Genomic DNA, 18535 nt, shown 5'->3' with positions numbered 1-18535 from the left:
GGCGTATCTCACCTGGACTCTCTGGCGAAGAATACCGCCGCCTTTTTTAGGATTTCACGCTCCATTTTCAGTTCGGCAACCTCGGCTCGTAGGCGGGCAAGCTCACTGCATTCCTTTGTGATGGGTTTGCGCTCGGGCGAACTCAACGGTTGGCCCTTGCGCGTGGCGTTCACCCAGTTGTCGAGCGTTTTGACGGACATCTCTAGTTGGCGGGCGGCTTCGGCTCTGCCAACGCTTTCAGCTAGCGCAACCGCTTGAGTCTTAAACTCATCGGTGTAGTTACGGCGAGTAGATGGATACATGGCAACCTCCAAGAGAGCGATTTAAGTATCGCTTCTTGGCGTCCGTTGTCACGGGACAGGCCCATGGTTACTTTTGGCTGGGCCGGCATTCCGGGCTCTTTTCCAAAAGTGACCCGCTGTAAGAGCGGAACCAATAGTCGCCGTTACCGCAGCAACGGATATGCTCACCAACCGAACCCCATCATTGACCATCCCCCAAGCACTGCGTAGCCTTGCACCCTCGAGGTTCTCCAGCCCAGGCCGGAGCTAAGAAGGGAACGCGGTCCAAGCCGCGGCTGCCCCCGCAACTGTAAAGGGTTCAACTGACTGCCACGCCACTGCCAAATCGGCGGGAAGGCGCAGCCAGCGCCGGTCGCAAGACCCGCACGCCCCAAGCCAGGAGACCTGCCTCGCAACCGATTTTCAATTCAACCGGGCGGGGTGATCCGGTGACGAAATCCGCTGCTGCGCGCCGTCGCAGGGCCTATCGTCCCGTATGCCCGCCCCCAAGGGCATCCGATGAAAACACTGGCCAAACTCCCCGTCACCATCGTTACCGGCTTCCTCGGCTCGGGCAAAACCACCTTGCTGCGCCACATGCTCGACAACGCCCAGGGCCGTCGCATTGCGGTAATCGTCAACGAATTCGGCGAGCTGGGCATCGACGGTGAAATCCTCAAGCAGTGCTCCATCGGTTGCACCGAAGAAGAAGCCAACGGCCGCGTCTACGAATTGGCCAACGGCTGCCTGTGCTGCACCGTGCAGGAAGAGTTCTTCCCGGTGATGCGCGAACTGGTCGCCCGTCGCGGTGACCTCGACCACATCCTCATCGAAACCTCGGGCCTGGCCCTGCCAAAACCCTTGGTACAAGCCTTCCAGTGGCCGGAAATCCGCAGCGCCTGCACCGTTGACGCGGTGATCACCGTGGTCGACAGCCCGGCCGTGGCGGCGGGCACCTTCGCCGCCTTCCCGGACCAGGTCGACGCCCAGCGCAAACTGGACCCGAACCTGGACCACGAATCGCCGCTGCACGAGTTGTTCGCCGACCAACTGGCCAGCGCCGACCTGGTGATCCTCAACAAAACCGACCTGATCAACCCGGAAGACCTGGCCCGCGTGCGCCTGGAAGTCGCTGAAGAGTTGCCGCCTGCGGTGAAGATCATCGAAGCCAGCAGCGGTCGCTTGCCACTGGACGTGCTGATCGGCCTGGGTGCCGGCTCCGAAGAGCACATCGACGGTCGCCACAGCCATCACGATCATCACCACGAAGGTGAGGACGACGATCACGACCACGACGCGTTCGATTCCATTTCCATCGACCTGCCGCAAGCCGACGAAGCCCTGCTGCTCGACGCCCTGACCCAGCTGGTGGTGCAACACGGCATCCTGCGCGTCAAAGGTTTCGCGGCCATCCCGAACAAGCCGATGCGCCTGTTGATCCAGGGTGTGGGCACGCGTTTCGACAAGCACTTCGACCGTGCCTGGGGCGCTGACGAAGCGCGCATCACGCGCCTGGTGCTGATCGGTCAGGACCTCGACGCCGCTGGCCTCGAAGCGCAACTGCGCGCCGCCCTCAGCGTCTGACCCATGCACCTGCTCAGGACCCAGCCCGGTGGTTTCGTCTCGGACGACAATATTGCCGACCTTGGCCAAACCCCCGCTGACCTGGTGATCCTGTGCAGCGGTGATTCCAGCCTGGCCTTGCTGGCCGAAGCGGCCCAGCAATTGCCCGACGACTACCCCAGCTTCCGCTTGGCCAACCCGATGCAGGTGCAGAACCACGCGTCGGTCGACCTGTACGTCGATGAAGTGCTGCGCCACGCCAAGGTCATCCTGATTTCGCTGCACGGCGGCATTGGTTATTGGCGTTACGGCATCGAGCGCCTGGTGGAATTGGCCGAGCGCGGCGTGCAGCTGATCCTGGTGCCGGGGGACGATCGCCCGGACCCGGAACTCAGCAGCCTGAGTACGGTAAACGCCGAAAGCCGCGACCGCCTGTGGCATTTCCTGCGCCAGGGCGGCCTGGGCAACGCGCTGGATTTCTATCGCTGCCTGGCCAGCGCTTACCTGGGCCGCGACTACGCCTGGGCTGAGCCGCAAACCTTGCCACGCACGGCGATTTATCACCCGCATAAAGCCAACCCGCGCCTGAACGACTGGCTGGCGGATTGGAACCCTGAGTGGCCGGTGGCGGCGGTGCTGTTCTACCGCTCCCATTTGCAGGCGGCCAATACGGGTTTTATCGATGTGTTCTGCCAGCGTTTGCAGGCAGCGGGCCTTAACCCGCTGCCGATTGCGCTGGCCAGTTTGAAAGAACCCGGCTGCCTGACGGTGGTCGAGGACCTGCTGGATGAAGTGGGCGCGGCGGTGATTTTGAACACCACCGGCTTTGCTCAATCCAGCCCCGAAGCGCCGCATTTGCGACCGTTTCGCCGCAATATCCCGGTAATCCAGGCGATTTGCGCCCAAGACAACGAGCCCGGCTGGCAGGCCAGCGAACAAGGCCTGGGCCCGCGCGACCTGGCGATGCACATTGCCTTGCCGGAGCTGGACGGGCGCATCATCAGCCGGCCGATCAGTTTCAAGGACCTGGCCTGGCGCAGTGAGCGCAGCCAGTCGGACGTGGTGTGCTACCGCGCAGCGCCTGAACGCATGGATTTTGTCGCCGAACTGGCACGGCGTTGGGTCGAGCTGGCGCGGGTGCCGAATGCCGGCAAGCGCATCGCGCTGATCCTCGCCAATTACCCGACCCGCGACGGCCGTATCGGCAACGGCGTGGGCCTGGATACGCCAGCGGCTGCGCTGAATATCCTGCGTGCGCTGCAAGCCGAAGGCTATCCGCTGCCGAACGCGCTGCCCGAGAGCGGCACTGCGCTGATCCACGATTTGCTCGGCGGCGTCTCCAACGACCTCGACAGCCTCGACCTGCGCCCCTGCCATCAAAGCCTGAGCCTGGACGACTACGAGGCGATGTTCAGCCGCCTGCCTGAAGCCAACCGCCAAGCTGTTTTGGCGCGATGGGGCGCGCCGCAGAACGACCCGATGTTCCGCGACGGTCGCTTGATGGTCGCCGGCCTGCGCCTGGGCCTGACCTTTATCGGCATCCAGCCGGCGCGTGGCTATCAAGTGGACGCCAGCGCCGTCTATCACGACCCGGACCTGGTGCCGCCTCACGCCTACCTGGCGTTTTACTTCTGGCTGCGCCACACCTACGGCGCCCACGGCGTGATCCATGTGGGCAAGCACGGTAACCTTGAATGGCTGCCTGGCAAGGGCGTGGGCCTGTCGGAAAACTGCTGGCCCGATGCGTTGCTGGGGCCGTTGCCGAATATCTACCCGTTCATCGTCAACGACCCGGGCGAGGGCGCCCAGGCCAAGCGACGCACCCAGGCGGTGATCATCGACCACTTGATGCCACCGCTGACCCGCGCCGAGACCTACGGGCCGTTGCGCAACCTGGAGTTGCTGGCGGACGAATACTACGAAGCACAGTTGCTCGACCCGCGCCGCGCCTTGGAATTACAGAAAGACATCCTCAAGCTGGTGCGCGAAACCCGCATCGACCAGGAACTCGAGCTGGATAGCGACGCGGACGCCGCCGTCTGGCTGCCGCGCCTGGACACTTACCTGTGTGACTTGAAGGAATCGCAGATCCGCGACGGCCTGCATGTTTTCGGCGAGTCGCCTGAAGGTCGCCTGCGTATCGACACCTTGCTGGCCTTGTTGCGTATCCCGCGTGGCGATGGGCGCGGCCCGCAATCGAGCCTGCTGCGGGTGCTGGCCAAGGCATTCGACCTCGGCTTCGACCCGTTGGACTGCGCCCTGGCCGAGCCCTGGACCGGGCGCCGTCCACTGGTGTTGCAGAAGATCGACCCACAGTTGTGGCGCACCGCGGGCGACACCCGTGAGCGTTTGGAGCTGTACGCCGCGCGGTTGATCGAGCAGGCGCTGGAAGGGCCGCTGGAGCAGCTGGAAGAACCCGGCTGGGAAGACGTGAAGGCGGTGATCGAGAGCCTGCGCATCGTCGTCGCGCCGCGCCTGGATGCCTGCGGCCCGGCCGAAATGCGCGGCTTGCTCGATGCATTATCCGGCCGTTTTGTACCCGCAGGGCCGAGTGGCGCCCCCAGTCGTGGGCGCCTGGATGTGCTGCCCACCGGTCGCAACTTCTTCACCGTCGACGTGCGCAACCTGCCCACCACGACGGCATGGCGCATTGGTTTCCAGTCCGCCAACCTGATTCTTGAGCGCCACCTGCAAGACCACGGTGACCACCTGCGCCAGTTGGGCCTGTCGGTGTGGGGCACGGCCACCATGCGCACCGGCGGCGACGATATCGCCCAGGCCATGGCGCTGATGGGCGTACGCCCGGTGTGGGCCACGGGCAGCCAGCGGGTGGATGACTTCGAGATCCTGCCGATCAGCCTGCTGGATCGTCCGCGTGTCGACGTGACCTTGCGTGTGTCGGGGTTCTTCCGCGATGCGTTTGCCAACCTGATCCGCCTGTTCGATGCGGCGGTGCAGGCGGTGGCCGCGTTGGATGAACCGGACGATATGAACCCGCTGGCGGCCAAGGTGCGCAGCGAGCGGGAGGCGTTGCGTGTGTCCGGCCTAGACGATGAAACCGCTGCCAAGCAAGCCGGATGGCGCATCTTTGGTGCCAAACCCGGTGCCTATGGCGCCGGGGTGCAGGGGGCAGTCGATGGTCGTTTGTGGCAAACCCGTGAAGACCTGGCCGAGGTCTACCTCAATTGGGGCGGCTACGCCTATGGCGGTGCCGACGAAGGCACGGCTGCCCGTGAACAATTCGCCCAGCGTCTGAGCCAGGTTCAGGCCGTTTTGCAGAACCAGGACAACCGTGAGCACGACCTGCTCGACTCCAACGACTACTACCAATTCCAGGGCGGCATGCTCGCCGCCGTGGAAACCCTGAGTGGCGACAAGGCTGCCAGCTATCATGGCGACCACAGCCAGCCGGACTTGCCGAAGATCCGTACCTTGAAGGAAGAGCTGAACCGGGTGATCCGTTCCCGCGCCGCCAACCCTAAGTGGATCGAAGGCGTGAAGCGCCATGGCTACAAAGGCGCGTTTGAAATGGCCGCCACCGTGGACAACCTGTTCGCGTTCGATGCCACCACCGCGCTGATCGACGATCATCAATACGCGTTGCTCGCCGACGCCTACCTGCTGGACCCTGACACCCGGGCCTTTGTGCAACAGCACAACCCCGATGCCTTGCGCGACATGACCGAGCGCATGCTCGAAGCTCAGCAGCGCGGCCTGTGGCAGGAGCCCGGGGCTTACAAGGACGCGTTGGAAAACCTGTTGCTGGATATAGAAGAAGACAGCTGATGACTGATATGCCGCATTTTCCGCTGTCCGCCGTGGTCGGCGCCGACGACTTGAAACTGGCGCTGTGCCTGACCGCCATCGACCCGAAGATCGGCGGTGTGCTGATCGAAGGCCCACGGGGCATGGCCAAGTCCACCCTGGCGCGGGGCCTGGCAGACCTGCTGGCCAGCGGGCAGTTTGTGACTTTGCCGCTGGGCGCTACCGAAGAGCGCTTGGTCGGCACGTTGGACCTGGACGCAGCCCTCGGCGAAGGCCGTGCGCAGTTTTCCCCCGGCGTGCTGGCCAAGGCCGACGGCGGCGTGTTGTACGTCGATGAAGTCAACTTGCTGCCCGATCACCTGGTGGACCTGCTGCTCGACGTGGCCGCCAGCGGCACCAACCTGATCGAGCGCGACGGCATTTCGCACCGCCATTCGGCGCGGTTTGTGCTGATCGGCACCATGAACCCGGAGGAGGGCGAGTTGCGCCCGCAACTGCTCGATCGCTTCGGCTTCAATGTGGCGTTGAGCGGGCAGACCTTGCCGGCCGAGCGGGGGCAGATCATCCGCCGCCGCCTGGATTTCGACAGTGACCCCGTGGCGTTCCTTGCACGCTGGGCCGCAGAACAGGCCGTACTGCGTGAGCGTTGCACCCAGGCGCGGGCGCGACTCGACAGCATTGCGCTGGATGATGAGGCGTTGGCGCAGATCACCGAGCGCTGTTTCGCGGCCGGTGTCGATGGCCTGCGTGCGGACCTGGTGTGGTTGCGCGGCGCGAGGGCCCATGCGGCATGGCGTGGCGCAGGTGCCATCGCTGAAGAGGATATCGAAGCGGTCGCCGAGTTTGCCCTGCGCCATCGTCGGCAGGTGCAGACGCCACCGGCGAGCCCGCCGAGCGAAGGGCAATCGCCCAAGCCCTCCGATACCTCGCCGGGCCAAGGTCAGGGCCAATGGGGCGACATGCCCGCGCCGGCCCTGCCCACAGGCGCACGCCGCGAAGTCCCCACCTGGCCAAAAAAGCCCTAGGCATTCGCCCTCGACCTGACGCGGGGGCGGATGCCCGGCCCAAGGCTGGGCGAGTGGAGAGAGGCAGGCACGGCAAGGCACGCAGCGCCAGGCAGGGCGCGATCAACTGGCCCGGCACGTTGCTGGGCGGCCGCCCACAATTGCGAGAGGATTTGCTGTTTCACCTGCGCAGCCGGGCAGCGCATGAGCTGTGGCTGGTGATTGTTGATGCGTCGGCGTCTACTCGGCGCCACCGAGCACTGACCGATGCCAAAGGCTTGTTGGCCCAACTGTTTGATGACGCCTACCGCCAGCGGGCGCGCATGGCGTTGCTGACGGCCAGCGGGCAGGCGCCGAAGTGGCAGGTGCAGGGGTTGAAGGCGGCGAAGGGGTTGGCGGGGTGGCTGGATCAACTAGGCGCGGGCGGTGGTACACCGTTACTGGAAGCGCTGACCGAGGCCGGGCATTGGTTGGCGGTGCGGCGCAAGCGTTATCCGGCGGAGCAGCAACGGTTGCTGGTGATCACGGATGGGCGCCTCAAGGATATTGCCGGGCTGCCGCATTTGGAGTGCCCAGGGTTGTTGGTGGATATCGAGCGCGGGCCGATCAGGTTAGCCCGGGCCCAGGAGTTGGCCGTTGGGTTGCAGCTGGATTATCAGCATATCGACACCCTGTAGGAGCCGGCTTGCCGGCGATGGCTGCCTTGAGGGTTGCATAGCGGTTAGGGCCTCATCGCCGGCAAGCCGGCTCCTACAGGTTTGTACCGTGCGGATCAGGTGTTGCCCGGTACATTCGGCCAAAGATCCGCCACCAGGAACAGCCGTTCCGCCTCTTCCCAATCCTCACCCACCTGAACCATCCGCACCAGCAACTGCGCCGGCGCCATTGGGTCCAGGTCTGCCAACCAGCCTTGCATGTGCTCCTCACTCCAGACTTCATCCTCCGGGTAATGCGCCGGTGCCAGCCAGGCATGGCGGGGCAGGGGTTGCCAGCGGCCGGGCGCGCTGGCGTTGGCAAATGCCTGCCAATCCCGCTGATGCAGCCAGCGGCCACGCAAGTGCTGTGGGTGGGCGCCATTCGGTGACTCCGATAATCCAGGCCAGGGGTACAGCAAATAGCCGCCCAACCACAAATGCGCATCGAACTGCTGGATATCCAACGCCGCCAGCGCTTCACGGCTTTCAGAGCGTGCAGATATCGGCAGTTGGTGCTGGGCCAAGTGGGCCAGCTTGCGGTCGAGTCGGTCATGACAGCCGGGGCCCAGCCACAGGGCCGCGTCCCTGCCGTTGCCGTCTTGTGGGCCCAGGTAGAGCTTGATCGCCAGTTCCAGGTGATGCACGCCGTCGCGATCACGAATCAGCATATCCAACTCGCCCAGGGTGTGCCCGGCGCGGCGGATCGGCAGGTTGGCGGCGATCAGCTCCACCCCCGGCGCATGCTGCACCGCAAATTGCCATAGCCGCTCGTAATAAAGACCCAGGCGCCGGGTGCGCGCCTGGCTCAGCCAGTGCTGCAAGGCGCTGCTGTCTTGATCGAGTGTGCGCAACCAGTGTTCGAGAAGATGGGGCGCCTGCACCCAGTCGCTGCCGGCCAGCGGGTGGCGTTGCGGCCACGGCGTCTGCGCCAGCATCGGCGGAGCGAGCATCACCCACGCCAGGTCGCGCACCTCCGGGTGGCGCAGTTGGCGGGGCAGGTTGTGCAGATCCGGGAACACAGTCATGGTCCGAGCATAGCCTTTTACGTGCGGTGCAGGTGGCTGAGAACCGTTGTCATCAAGGCCTGACGGCGACAAAGGGTTTTGCCTGACGCGGCCTTTCGCCCATAATCGTTCTTTTTTGCCACACCCCAAATCCCGCAGGAGCCCCATGGAGCAATTTCGCAATATCGGCATTATCGGTCGCCTGGGCAGTACCCAGGTGTTGGACACCGTCCGCCGGCTGAAAAAATTCCTGCTGGAACGCCACCTGCATGTGATCCTCGAAGACACCATCGCCGAGATTCTCCCCGGCCACGGTCTGCAAACCTCGTCGCGCAAGATGCTCGGCGAAGTGTGTGACATGGTGATTGTGGTCGGCGGCGATGGCAGCCTGCTGGGCGCCGCCCGCGCCCTGGCACGGCATAACGTGCCGGTGCTGGGGATCAACCGGGGCAGCCTGGGGTTTCTGACCGATATCCGCCCGGATGAGCTGGAAGTCGAAGTGGCCAAGGTGCTCGACGGCCATTACCTGGTGGAAAACCGCTTCCTGCTGCAAGCCGAAGTGCGTCGCCACGGCGAAGCCATCGGCCAGGGCGATGCACTGAACGACGTGGTGCTGCACCCGGGCAAATCCACGCGCATGATCGAGTTCGAGCTGTACATCGACGGCCAGTTCGTGTGCAGCCAAAAGGCTGACGGCCTGATCGTCGCCACGCCTACCGGTTCCACGGCGTATGCGCTGTCGGCGGGTGGCCCGATCATGCATCCCAAGCTCGATGCCATTGTGATCGTGCCGATGTACCCCCATATGTTGTCCAGCCGGCCGATTGTGGTCGACGGCAACAGCGAGCTGAAAATCGTGGTGTCCAAAGACATGCAGATCTACCCGCAGGTGTCCTGCGACGGGCAGAACCATTTCACCTGTGCCCCCGGTGACACCATCACCGTGAGCAAAAAGGCGCAGAAGTTGCGGTTGATCCACCCGCTGGATCACAACTACTACGAAGTGTGCCGCACCAAGCTGGGCTGGGGCAGCCGCTTGGGGGGTGGAGGCGACTGATGCTCGATCCCGCGCGTAGCTACGACCTGATTGGTGACGTGCACGGTTGCGCTCATACCCTTGAGCACTTGCTCGACCAGTTGGGCTACCACAAGATCGGCGGCGTCTGGCGGCACCCGTCGCGCATGGCGGTGTTCCTCGGCGATATCATCGACCGTGGCCCGCGCATCCGCGAGGCGCTGCATATCGTCCATGACATGGTCGAGGCCGGCCAGGCGCTGTGCATCATGGGCAACCATGAATTCAATGCACTGGGTTGGACCACGCCTGCGCCGCCGGGCAGTGGCAAGCAGTTCGTGCGCGAGCACAACCCACGGCATGCGCGGTTGATCCACGAAACCCTGACTCAGTTCGAGCAGCACCCGGGCGACTGGCATGACTTCCTCGGCTGGTTCTACGACATGCCGCTGTTTGTCGACGCCGGGCGTTTCCGCGTGGTGCACGCGTGCTGGGACGACGGTTTTATCCAGCCTTTGCGCGCCACCTTCCCGGACGGCTGCATCGACCAGCACTTCCTGCAGGCCGCCGCGGTGCCGGGCAGTTTTGCCTGCAACGCCTTCGATCGCCTGCTGCGCGGCACCGACATGCGCCTGCCGGATGGCCTGACGCTGACCGGTGGCGATGGCCTGACGCGCTCGTTCTTCCGCACCAAGTTCTGGGAAGACGACCCGAAGACCTACGGCGACATCGTGTTCCAACCCGACGCGCTGCCCGAGCCGGTGGCCCGTACGCCGTTGTCGTCTACACAAAAGAATTCCTTGCTGCGCTACGGCGTGGACGAACCGTTGTTGTTCGTCGGCCACTATTGGCGCAGCGGCAAGCCGGCACCGATTCGCGAGAACCTGGCCTGCCTGGACTACAGCGCCGTGCTGTACGGCAAGCTGGTGGCATATCGCCTGGACCAGGAAACCCAATTGGATCCGCGTAAATTTGTATGGGTCGACGTTGAGCGCCCCGAGGTTATCTCATGAGTACCGTAGCTGTATTGCGCTTGCCCCTGAGCGTCGACCTGGGCGGTTTCGTCAAGTTGCTGCAACGCATGCAGGTACCCCATCGCGTCAGCGAAGAAGCCGGGGAGCAGGTGCTGTGGGTGCCCGAAACCATCAGCGATGATGTGCGCGTGCTGTATCAGCGCTTTCCTGCCGGTGACCCGGACCAGCAACTGGATATTCCCGAACAGTTCCAGGCGCCGCAGAGCCGCCCCAGTTTCGCCCAGCAATTGCGCATGAGCCCCGTGACCGCGCTGGTACTGTTGGCGAGCATCATCGTGGGCGCGGTGACGTTGCTCGGTGAAAACCTGCAGACCATGGGTTGGCTGACCTTCCTGCCGTTCCGCGTGCTGGGTGAGTACATCCAGTTTACGCCGCTGGCCGATAGCCTGGCGTCGGGGCAGTGGTGGCGGCTGGTCACGCCGATGCTGATTCACTTTGGCATCCTGCACCTGGCCATGAACGGCATGTGGTACTGGGAACTGGGCCGGCGCATCGAAGTGCGCCAGGGCAGCATCAACCTGCTTGGCCTGACCTTGCTGTTCAGCCTGGTCTCCAATTACGCGCAATACGCCTATGGCGGCCCGAGCCTGTTTGGCGGGTTGTCCGGCGTGTTGTATGGCCTGCTCGGGCATTGCTGGATTTTCCAGTTGTTATCGCCTAACCCGGCTTATCGTCTGCCCCGTGGCGTGCTGGCGATGATGCTGATCTGGCTGGTGCTCTGCATGTCGGGGCTGATCTCGATGATCGGCTTCGGCGAAATCGCCAACGCGGCGCATGTGAGCGGGTTGCTCATCGGTTGCCTGACGGGTTTGCTGGGCGGGCTGTACAACCGCCGCAAAGCCTCTATTTGATAAGGAAGAGCCTTATGTCCTCTTTTGCTGAAATGATCGAAAACATCACCCCGGATATCTACGAGAGCCTCAAGCTGGCCGTGGAAATCGGCAAGTGGTCCGATGGCCGCAAGCTCACCGCCGAACAGCGCGAGTTGTCCCTGCAGGCGGTGATTGCCTGGGAAATCCAGAACCTGCCGGAAGAAGAGCGCACCGGCTACATGGGCCCGCAGGAATGCGCGTCCAAGTCGGCGCCGGTGCCGAACATCCTGTTCAAGTCGGATGCGATCCATTGATTGAAATCGGTCGTGGTGCAGTCAGCAAGATGTCGGCGCAACTCGGTGAGCCGACCGTTCAATACGCGTTTCGCCTCGGCGAAACCGAGGTGCCGGTCAACCCCATGATCGGCACCCACGTGCGCCTGGAATACCTCGGCGCCATCCATTGCAGCCATTGCGGCCGCAAGACCAAGACCAGCTTCAGCCAAGGGTATTGCTACCCGTGCATGACCAAGCTGGCCCAGTGTGACCTGTGCATCATGAGCCCCGAGCGTTGCCACTACGACGCCGGCACGTGCCGTGATCCAGGCTGGGGCGAGAAGTTCTGCATGACCGATCACGTGGTCTACCTGGCCAACTCGTCGGGGATCAAGGTCGGCATCACCCGCGCCACCCAGTTGCCAACGCGTTGGCTGGACCAGGGCGCGAGCCAGGCGTTGCCGATCATGCGTGTGGCCACCCGCCAACAGTCCGGCTTCGTGGAAGACCTGTTCCGCAGCCAGGTGGCGGACAAGACCAACTGGCGCGCGCTGCTCAAGGGCGATGCTCAATCGGTCGACCTCAAGCAAGTGCGCGATGAGCTGTTCGCCTCGTGCGCCGAAGGCCTGTTGGGTTTGCAGGCGCGTTTTGGCCTGCAAGCGATCCAGCCGGTAATCGACCTGGAGCCGATCGAAATCCGCTACCCGGTGGAGCAGTATCCGGCCAAGATCGTCAGCTTCAACCTGGACAAGAACCCGATTGCCGAGGGCACGCTGCTGGGGATCAAGGGCCAGTACCTGATCTTCGACACCGGCGTTATCAACATTCGTAAGTACACGGCCTACCAGCTCGCCGTGCATCAGTAGAAGGATGCTATCCATGCGCACCGAACAACCGAAGATGATCTACCTGAAGGACTATCAGGCGCCGGACTACCTGATCGACGAGACGCACCTGACCTTCGAGTTGTTCGAGGACCACAGCCTGGTCCACGCGCAGCTGGTGATGCGCCGCAACCCGGCGCGCGGCGCAGGCTTGCCGCCGTTGGTGCTGGATGGCCAGCAGCTGGAGCTGTTAAGCGTGAACCTGGCCGACCAGGAACTGACGGCCGCTGACTACCAGTTGACCGACAGCCACCTGACGGTGCATCCGCAAAGTGAGACTTTTACCCTGGACACCACGGTAAAAATCCACCCGGAAACCAACACGGCGCTGGAAGGCTTGTACAAGTCCAGCGGCATGTTCTGCACCCAGTGCGAAGCCGAGGGTTTCCGCAAGATCACCTATTACCTCGACCGCCCGGACGTGATGAGCACCTTCACCACCACGGTGATCGCTGAGCAGCACAGCTACCCGGTGTTGCTGAGCAACGGCAACCCGATCGCCAGCGGCCCGGGCGAAGACGGCCGCCACTGGGCGACCTGGGAAGACCCGTTCAAGAAACCGGCGTACCTGTTTGCGCTGGTGGCCGGTGACCTGTGGTGCGTCGAAGACAGCTTCACCACCATGACCAACCGCACGGTGGCGCTGCGCATCTACGTCGAGCCGGAAAACATCGACAAGTGCCAGCACGCCATGACCAGCCTGAAGAAATCCATGCGCTGGGACGAAGAAACCTACGGCCGCGAGTACGACCTCGACATCTTCATGATTGTCGCGGTCAACGACTTCAACATGGGCGCCATGGAGAACAAGGGCCTCAACATCTTCAACTCCAGCGCCGTGCTGGCCCGCGCCGAAACCGCCACCGACGCCGCGCACCAGCGCGTCGAGGCGATCGTCGCCCACGAATACTTCCACAACTGGTCGGGCAACCGCGTGACCTGCCGCGACTGGTTCCAGCTGTCGCTCAAGGAAGGGTTCACCGTGTTCCGTGATTCGGGCTTCTCTGCCGACATGAACTCGGCCACGGTCAAGCGTATCCAGGACGTGGCGTACCTGCGTACCCACCAGTTCGCCGAAGACGCCGGCCCGATGGCCCACGCGGTGCGCCCGGACAGCTTTATCGAGATCTCCAACTTCTACACCCTCACCGTGTATGAAAAGGGTTCGGAAGTGGTCGGCATGATCCACACCTTGCTCGGCGCCGAAGGCTTCCGCAAAGGCAGCGACCTGTACTTCGAACGTCACGACGGCCAGGCGGTGACCTGCGACGATTTCATCAAGGCCATGGAAGACGCCAATGGCGCCGACCTGAGCCAGTTCAAGCGTTGGTACAGCCAGGCGGGTACGCCACGTTTGGCGGTGAGCGAGTCCTATGACGCTGCGGCGAAGACCTACAGCCTGACCTTCCGCCAGAGCTGCCCGGAAACGCCGGACAAAGTGGAAAAACTGCCGTTCGTGATTCCCGTCGAACTGGGCTTGCTGGACGGCACGGGCGCGGGTATCGCCTTGCGCCTGGCCGGTGAAGCGGCGGCGGGTGGCACGTCCCGTGTGATCTCCGTAACCGAGGCCGAGCAGACCTTCACTTTCGTCGACATCGTCGAACAGCCGTTGCCGTCGTTGCTGCGAGGCTTCTCGGCACCGGTGAAGCTGAGCTTCCCGTACAACCGCGACCAACTGATGTTCCTGATGCAGCACGACAGCGATGGCTTCAACCGCTGGGATGCGGGCCAGCAACTGTCGGTGCAAGTGTTGCAGGAGCTGATCGGCCACCATCAGGCCGGCCAGCCGCTGAAGTTGGACCAGCGCCTGATCGACGCATTGCGCACGGTGCTCAGTGATGAGTCGCTGGACCAGGCGATGGTTGCCGAAATGCTCTCGCTGCCGAGCGAAGCCTACCTCACCGAAATCAGCGAAGTGGCGGATGTAGAAGCGATTCATACCGCCCGCGAGTTCGCCCGCAAGCAATTGGCCGATCAGCTGTTCGAAGGCTTGTGGCTGCGTTACCAGGCCAATCGCGAACTGTCGAAGACGACCCCGTACGTGGCCGCTGCCGAGCACTTTGCCCGTCGCGCCTTGCAGAACATCGCGCTGTCTTACCTGATGCTCAGTGGCAAGCCTGAAGTGTTGGCCGCCACCCTGGATCAGTTCGACACCAGCGACAACATGACCGAGCGCCTGACGGCACTGGCGGTGCTGGTGAATTCGCCGTTCGAGACGGAAAAAGCCCAGGCCCTGGCGGTATTTGCCGAGAACTTCAAGGACAACCCGCTGGTCATGGACCAATGGTTCAGCGTGCAGGCCGGCAGTGTGTTGCCGGGCGGGCTGGCACGGGTCAAGGCGTTGATGGAGCACCCAGCGTTCAACATCAAGAACCCGAACAAGGTACGGGCACTGGTGGGCGCATTCGCCGGGCAGAACCTGATCAACTTCCATGCGGCCGACGGCTCGGGCTATCGCTTCCTGGCGGACCTGGTGATCCAGTTGAACGGGTTCAACCCGCAGATCGCCTCGCGCCAACTGGCGCCGCTGACCCGCTGGCGCAAATACGACGCTGCGCGCCAGGCCTTGATGAAGGCCGAACTGGAGCGCATTCGTGGCTCGGGTGAGCTGTCCAGCGATGTGTTTGAGGTGGTCAGCAAGAGCCTTGCCTAAGCATTCCGTGTAATGAAAAACGGCCCGTTCGGGCCGTTTTTTTTGCCTCAAATAACCGGTGGCCGTGGGGTGTCCAGCAGGTTGTCGACCGGGAAACGCTCGGCGATGATGCCGTGGGGTACGCCCAGTGGGATCGCGCTGGCGGTATCCAGGCGCGCCACCTGCTCGGCGGATAACACCACATTCAGGGCGCCGAGGGTGGCGTCCAGCTGAGCGCGGGTGCGCGAGCCGAGGATCGGAATCAGCGCGGTGGTGGAGCGTCGGGCCTTCTCGCGCAGCCAGGCGATGGCGACGTGGGTGGGCGTGGCGTCCAGCTCGGCGGCCACTGCCAGCAAGGTGTCGAGCACTGCCGTTTCGCGGGCACTTTTTTCGGCGTGGATCAGCATCCCAAGTTTGTTGGCGCGGTTATCGCCCTGGCTTTCACGGTACTTGCCGGTCAGAAAACCGCCTCCCAGTGGTGACCACAGCGTGGCAGCCAGGCCCAGGGCTTCGGCCATCGGCAGCAATTCGCGGTCGGCGGTGCGTTCGGCGAGGCTGTATTCCACCTGGATGCCGATGATCGGAGAAAAGTTGCGCACTTCCGCCAGCAGGTCGGCGCGGGCAATGCGCCAAGCGGGGAAGTTGGACAGGCCGGCGTAGTGGATCTTGCCTGCGCGCACCAGGTCGTCGAAGCCGCGCAGGATCTCTTCCATCGGCGTGACGTTGTCGCTCATGTGCGCCCAGAGCAGGTCGATGTGGTCGGTGTTCAGGCGCTTGAGGCTCTCTTCGACGGCGCGCACCATGTTCTTGCGGTTGTTGCCGAGCTTGATCGTGTCGGCATCGGCCGGTTGGGTGCGCAGGGTGTATTTGGTGGCGACCACCAGGTTGTCACGCTCGGAGGCGATAAACTCGCCCAGCAATACTTCCGCCTGGCCGAACTGGTAGCCGTTGGCGGTATCGAGGAAGTTGCCGCCGGCCTCAAGGTAGCCATCGAACATCTGTTTGGCTTCGTCACGCTCGGCGCCATGCCCCCAGCCTGTACCAAAATTCCCCGTGCCCAGTGCCAGTTCCGAGACCTGGAGACCGCTGCGGCGGCCAAAAACTTTGTTGCGCATACACACTCCTTGACGCTCAGGTGTTGTTTAAATGTCTGGTGACATTTAAATAATATGATCGCGGTAATTTATTCGGTCAAGGGGCTTTTTTGCTGCTGACATTTTTTGACAGGGCGCTCTGATAAGCTGCGACACGTTTTTCTTCTCGGCGGGATCACCGTGTCACGTACTACACGATTGCTGACGTTGCTCCAGGCCCTGCGCGGCAAAAAACGCCCGGTGACGGCCGCCGTATTGGCCGAACAATTGGAAGTGTCCGAGCGCACGCTGTACCGCGACATTGCCGAGTTGACCGCCCTGGGTGCGCCGATCTTCGGTGAGGCCGGGGTAGGGTATGTGTTGCGCAGTGGGCTGTTCCTGCCGCCATTGATGCTGAACGCCGAGGAAACCGAGGCCATCGTGCTCGGCTTGCGCTATGTGGACCAACGCGGCGATGACGTGCTGAGCCGTGCCGCCGCGAATGCGCTGGCGAAGATCGCCGATGTGCTTGATCCCGCCGCCCAGGAAGCCCTGCGCAACCCGACGTTGCTGCCCGGCCCGCCGGGTTTTGGCTACCCGGAGAACCGCGTGCCGCTCAACGTTTTCCGCGAAGCCATTCGCGACCAGTCCAAGCTGCATATCGACTATGCAGACGCCAGCCAATCCCAGAGCCAGCGCCTGGTGTGGCCGTTGGCCCTGGGCTTTCTCAATGAGGTGCGTGTGATTGTGGCCTGGTGTGAATTGCGCGGTGCCTATCGCACCTTTCGCACCGACCGGGTGGCCGCCGCCGACGCTACCGGTGAGCGCTACCCGGGGCGGCGCAGCGACCTGTTGCGGGGCTGGCGCAAGCTGATGGAACAGCAGCAGAACGGCCCCTTTACTCCTGACAAAAACTGACACAACCCTGGCTTAGCATGGCGTCATAAATCATCAAAAAGGAGCAATGCCATGTCCCTTCCCGAATTGGCCCCGGCCATCGTGGCCTATATAGCGGCGACCAATAAACGCGACACCTCAGCCATTGCCCAGTGTTTTGCCGACGATGCCAATGTGTTCGACGAGGGCGAGCATCAGGTCGGTACAGCCGCCATTGCACGCTGGATGGAGGACACGGGCCGCCGTTACCAGCCACGGGTTGAAGTGCTCAACGTGCAGCATCGCACCGGCAAAGTGTTGGTCAGCAACGTGGTCTCCGGCAATTTTCCCGGCAGCCCGCTGGAGTTGCGCTACACCTTTCGCCTGAACGAGCAGGGCAAGATTTCGCGACTGGACATCTCCCTGTAAGCCATACTGGCGCCCATGACTTTTGACTCCCCGCTCGCCGCTTACCAACACGCCATGACCCAGCAGGGCTTCGTTGCCGACGACGCCCAGCGCCGGGCGGTGCAGGCCCTGCAAGCCTGCCATGAGGCTTTGCACCAAGGGCGCTCACCGATCAACGGGGTTTACCTGTGGGGGCCGGTGGGGCGTGGCAAGACCTGGTTGATGGACCAGTTCTACCAAAGCCTGCGGGTGCCCGCGCGGCGTCAGCACTTTCATCACTTCATGGGCTGGGTGCACCAGCGTTCGTTCCAGCTCACGGGCATCAAGGATCCACTGCAGGCGCTGGCCCGCGAGTTGAGCCGAGAGGTGCGCGTGCTGTGTTTTGATGAGCTGTTCGTCAACGACATCGGCGATGCGATCATCCTCGGTCGCTTGTTCCAGGTGATGTTCGACGAAGGCGTAGTGATGGTCTGTACCTCCAACCAACCGCCTGACCAGCTGTACGCCGATGGCTTCAACCGCGAGCGCTTCCTGCCGGGGATCGCGGCCATCAAGCAGCATATGCAGGTAGTGGCGGTCGACGGTGATGAAGACCACCGCCTGCATCCGGGGCTGGGCGTGCAGCGTTATTGGGTGAACGGCCCGGACGCTCTCGCCACGGTATTCCAGCAACTGACCCAAGGCCAGGCTGTGAGCAGCGGGCCGGTCACTGTCGGCTATCGCACGATCACGGTTGTGCAGGCCAGCGACTCAGTGCTGTGGTGCCGTTACGCCGACCTGTGCGAGCAACCCTTGGCGGCCATGGACTTCATGTTGGTGTGTGACCGGTTCAAGGCGATCCTGTTGGGGGAAGTGCCCAACCTGAGTGCGCAAAAACGCCCGGGCCGGATTGCCCGGGGTACCGAGGACGGCGCCCAGCGAGTGGTGGCTGGCGACCGTGAACTGCCGGAGCTGTCGGTGCACGATGACAGCGTGCGACGTTTTATTGCGTTGGTGGACGAGTGTTATGACCGCAAGGTACCGCTGTTCATCGAGGCCAGGGTCGAGCTGGAAAAACTCTATACCGAAGGCTATCTGGAGTTTGCGTTCCGGCGCACCTTGAGCCGCCTGCAAGAGATGCAGCTACAGCGCTTCGGGGCCTCGGAAAAGTCGATTTGAACTGCACAATGTGCTTTTTTGATACGCCCAGCTTTCGCACTTTCTGACGGCTATTT

Annotated in this window: 16 protein-coding genes and 1 riboswitch; of the genes, 13 read left to right on the top strand and 3 right to left on the bottom strand. The window is 63.1% G+C overall.

The features are described 5' to 3' along the window. Positions 1 to 8: 8 nt before the first annotated feature. On the bottom strand, positions 9 to 302 hold the full coding sequence (locus AC07SU_RS27040; protein WP_494998783.1) for a transposase: 294 nt from the start codon (positions 300 to 302) through the stop codon (positions 9 to 11). Between the two features lie 206 nt (positions 303 to 508). Next, positions 509 to 708: riboswitch (cobalamin riboswitch) on the top strand. Between the two features lie 92 nt (positions 709 to 800). Between AC07SU_RS27040 and cobW the strand changes: the two genes are divergently transcribed. From cobW to AC07SU_RS27020, 4 genes are read left to right on the top strand one after another with little or no spacing between them, the layout of a single operon-like run. Then, a complete protein-coding gene (gene cobW / locus AC07SU_RS27035) occupies positions 801 to 1865 on the top strand; it encodes a cobalamin biosynthesis protein CobW (protein WP_178919588.1) in 1065 nt (354 codons plus the stop codon). 3 nt (positions 1866 to 1868) lie between these two features. Continuing rightward, on the top strand, positions 1869 to 5630 hold the full coding sequence (gene cobN / locus AC07SU_RS27030) for a cobaltochelatase subunit CobN (protein ID WP_494998782.1): 3762 nt from the start codon (positions 1869 to 1871) through the stop codon (positions 5628 to 5630). Further along, complete coding sequence (locus AC07SU_RS27025; RefSeq protein ID WP_494998781.1) at positions 5630 to 6634, top strand: magnesium chelatase ATPase subunit I; 1005 nt, start codon at positions 5630 to 5632, stop codon at positions 6632 to 6634. Before cobN ends, AC07SU_RS27025 begins: the two co-directional genes overlap by 1 nt. 53 nt (positions 6635 to 6687) lie before the next feature. After that, positions 6688 to 7290, top strand: coding sequence for a vWA domain-containing protein (locus tag AC07SU_RS27020; protein WP_494998780.1), 603 nt, complete (start codon positions 6688 to 6690; stop codon positions 7288 to 7290). 95 nt (positions 7291 to 7385) lie between these two features. Here AC07SU_RS27020 and AC07SU_RS27015 read toward each other — a convergent pair whose 3' ends face one another. Continuing rightward, complete coding sequence (locus AC07SU_RS27015; protein ID WP_494998779.1) at positions 7386 to 8333, bottom strand: DUF1853 family protein; 948 nt, start codon at positions 8331 to 8333, stop codon at positions 7386 to 7388. Between the two features lie 145 nt (positions 8334 to 8478). Between AC07SU_RS27015 and AC07SU_RS27010 the strand changes: the two genes are divergently transcribed. The 6 genes from AC07SU_RS27010 to pepN are packed head-to-tail and all read left to right on the top strand — an operon-like array spanning position 8479 to position 14985. Next, positions 8479 to 9369 (top strand): NAD(+) kinase, encoded by an 891-nt coding sequence (locus AC07SU_RS27010; RefSeq protein WP_003217892.1) that lies wholly within the window; start codon positions 8479 to 8481, stop codon positions 9367 to 9369. Then, positions 9366 to 10340 carry a metallophosphoesterase gene (locus AC07SU_RS27005; RefSeq protein WP_371319376.1) on the top strand — a complete coding sequence of 325 codons (975 nt, stop codon included), beginning with the start codon at positions 9366 to 9368 and terminating at the stop codon, positions 10338 to 10340. The genes AC07SU_RS27010 and AC07SU_RS27005 overlap by 4 nt, the downstream gene beginning before the upstream one ends. Next, a complete protein-coding gene (locus AC07SU_RS27000; RefSeq protein WP_494998778.1) occupies positions 10337 to 11212 on the top strand; it encodes a rhomboid family intramembrane serine protease in 876 nt (291 codons plus the stop codon). The genes AC07SU_RS27005 and AC07SU_RS27000 overlap by 4 nt, the downstream gene beginning before the upstream one ends. 14 nt (positions 11213 to 11226) lie before the next feature. Further along, the gene (locus AC07SU_RS26995; protein WP_176997779.1) at positions 11227 to 11487 is read left to right on the top strand and encodes a YeaC family protein; all 261 of its coding nucleotides are present in this window, start codon (positions 11227 to 11229) and stop codon (positions 11485 to 11487) included. Next, positions 11484 to 12314, top strand: a complete 831-nt coding sequence (locus AC07SU_RS26990) for a DUF2797 domain-containing protein (protein ID WP_494998784.1) — start codon at positions 11484 to 11486, stop codon at positions 12312 to 12314. Before AC07SU_RS26995 ends, AC07SU_RS26990 begins: the two co-directional genes overlap by 4 nt. A gap of 13 nt (positions 12315 to 12327) precedes the next feature. Further along, positions 12328 to 14985 carry an aminopeptidase N gene (gene pepN, locus AC07SU_RS26985; RefSeq protein WP_494998777.1) on the top strand — a complete coding sequence of 886 codons (2658 nt, stop codon included), beginning with the start codon at positions 12328 to 12330 and terminating at the stop codon, positions 14983 to 14985. A 47-nt stretch (positions 14986 to 15032) separates the two neighbouring features. On the opposite strand, the gene AC07SU_RS26980 is transcribed toward pepN, so the two are convergent. Beyond that, positions 15033 to 16079, bottom strand: coding sequence for an aldo/keto reductase (locus AC07SU_RS26980; protein ID WP_176997777.1), 1047 nt, complete (start codon positions 16077 to 16079; stop codon positions 15033 to 15035). Between the two features lie 159 nt (positions 16080 to 16238). Here AC07SU_RS26980 and AC07SU_RS26975 point away from each other — a divergent pair, with 159 nt between their 5' ends. Genes AC07SU_RS26975 through zapE form a run of 3 tightly spaced genes read left to right on the top strand, consistent with a single transcriptional unit; the run spans position 16239 to position 18479 of the window. Further along, the gene (locus AC07SU_RS26975; protein ID WP_494998776.1) at positions 16239 to 16955 is read left to right on the top strand and encodes a helix-turn-helix transcriptional regulator; all 717 of its coding nucleotides are present in this window, start codon (positions 16239 to 16241) and stop codon (positions 16953 to 16955) included. 51 nt (positions 16956 to 17006) lie between these two features. Beyond that, positions 17007 to 17342, top strand: coding sequence for a nuclear transport factor 2 family protein (locus AC07SU_RS26970; RefSeq protein WP_176997775.1), 336 nt, complete (start codon positions 17007 to 17009; stop codon positions 17340 to 17342). 15 nt (positions 17343 to 17357) lie between these two features. Further along, on the top strand, positions 17358 to 18479 hold the full coding sequence (gene zapE / locus AC07SU_RS26965) for a cell division protein ZapE (RefSeq protein WP_494998775.1): 1122 nt from the start codon (positions 17358 to 17360) through the stop codon (positions 18477 to 18479). The last annotated feature ends 56 nt before the right edge of the window (positions 18480 to 18535 follow it).

It is taken from the genome of Pseudomonas sp. GW821-FHT05H12 (genome assembly GCF_059419385.1).
This window is presented reverse-complemented; position numbering and strand designations above follow the sequence as displayed.

What these genes read in the sequence shown, in the direction of transcription:
- pepN (WP_494998777.1), top strand. Translation starts at nt 12,328, where the DNA reads ATGCGCACCGAACAACCGAAGATGATCTACCTGAAGGACTATCAGGCG.
- cobW (WP_178919588.1), top strand. Translation starts at nt 801, where the DNA reads ATGAAAACACTGGCCAAACTCCCCGTCACCATCGTTACCGGCTTCCTC.
- AC07SU_RS27015 (WP_494998779.1), bottom strand. Translation starts at nt 8,333, where the DNA reads ATGACTGTGTTCCCGGATCTGCACAACCTGCCCCGCCAACTGCGCCAC.
- zapE (WP_494998775.1), top strand. Translation starts at nt 17,358, where the DNA reads ATGACTTTTGACTCCCCGCTCGCCGCTTACCAACACGCCATGACCCAG.
- AC07SU_RS27040 (WP_494998783.1), bottom strand. Translation starts at nt 302, where the DNA reads ATGTATCCATCTACTCGCCGTAACTACACCGATGAGTTTAAGACTCAA.
- AC07SU_RS27000 (WP_494998778.1), top strand. Translation starts at nt 10,337, where the DNA reads ATGAGTACCGTAGCTGTATTGCGCTTGCCCCTGAGCGTCGACCTGGGC.
- AC07SU_RS26995 (WP_176997779.1), top strand. Translation starts at nt 11,227, where the DNA reads ATGTCCTCTTTTGCTGAAATGATCGAAAACATCACCCCGGATATCTAC.
- AC07SU_RS27025 (WP_494998781.1), top strand. Translation starts at nt 5,630, where the DNA reads ATGACTGATATGCCGCATTTTCCGCTGTCCGCCGTGGTCGGCGCCGAC.
- AC07SU_RS26980 (WP_176997777.1), bottom strand. Translation starts at nt 16,079, where the DNA reads ATGCGCAACAAAGTTTTTGGCCGCCGCAGCGGTCTCCAGGTCTCGGAA.
- AC07SU_RS27010 (WP_003217892.1), top strand. Translation starts at nt 8,479, where the DNA reads ATGGAGCAATTTCGCAATATCGGCATTATCGGTCGCCTGGGCAGTACC.
- cobN (WP_494998782.1), top strand. Translation starts at nt 1,869, where the DNA reads ATGCACCTGCTCAGGACCCAGCCCGGTGGTTTCGTCTCGGACGACAAT.
- AC07SU_RS26970 (WP_176997775.1), top strand. Translation starts at nt 17,007, where the DNA reads ATGTCCCTTCCCGAATTGGCCCCGGCCATCGTGGCCTATATAGCGGCG.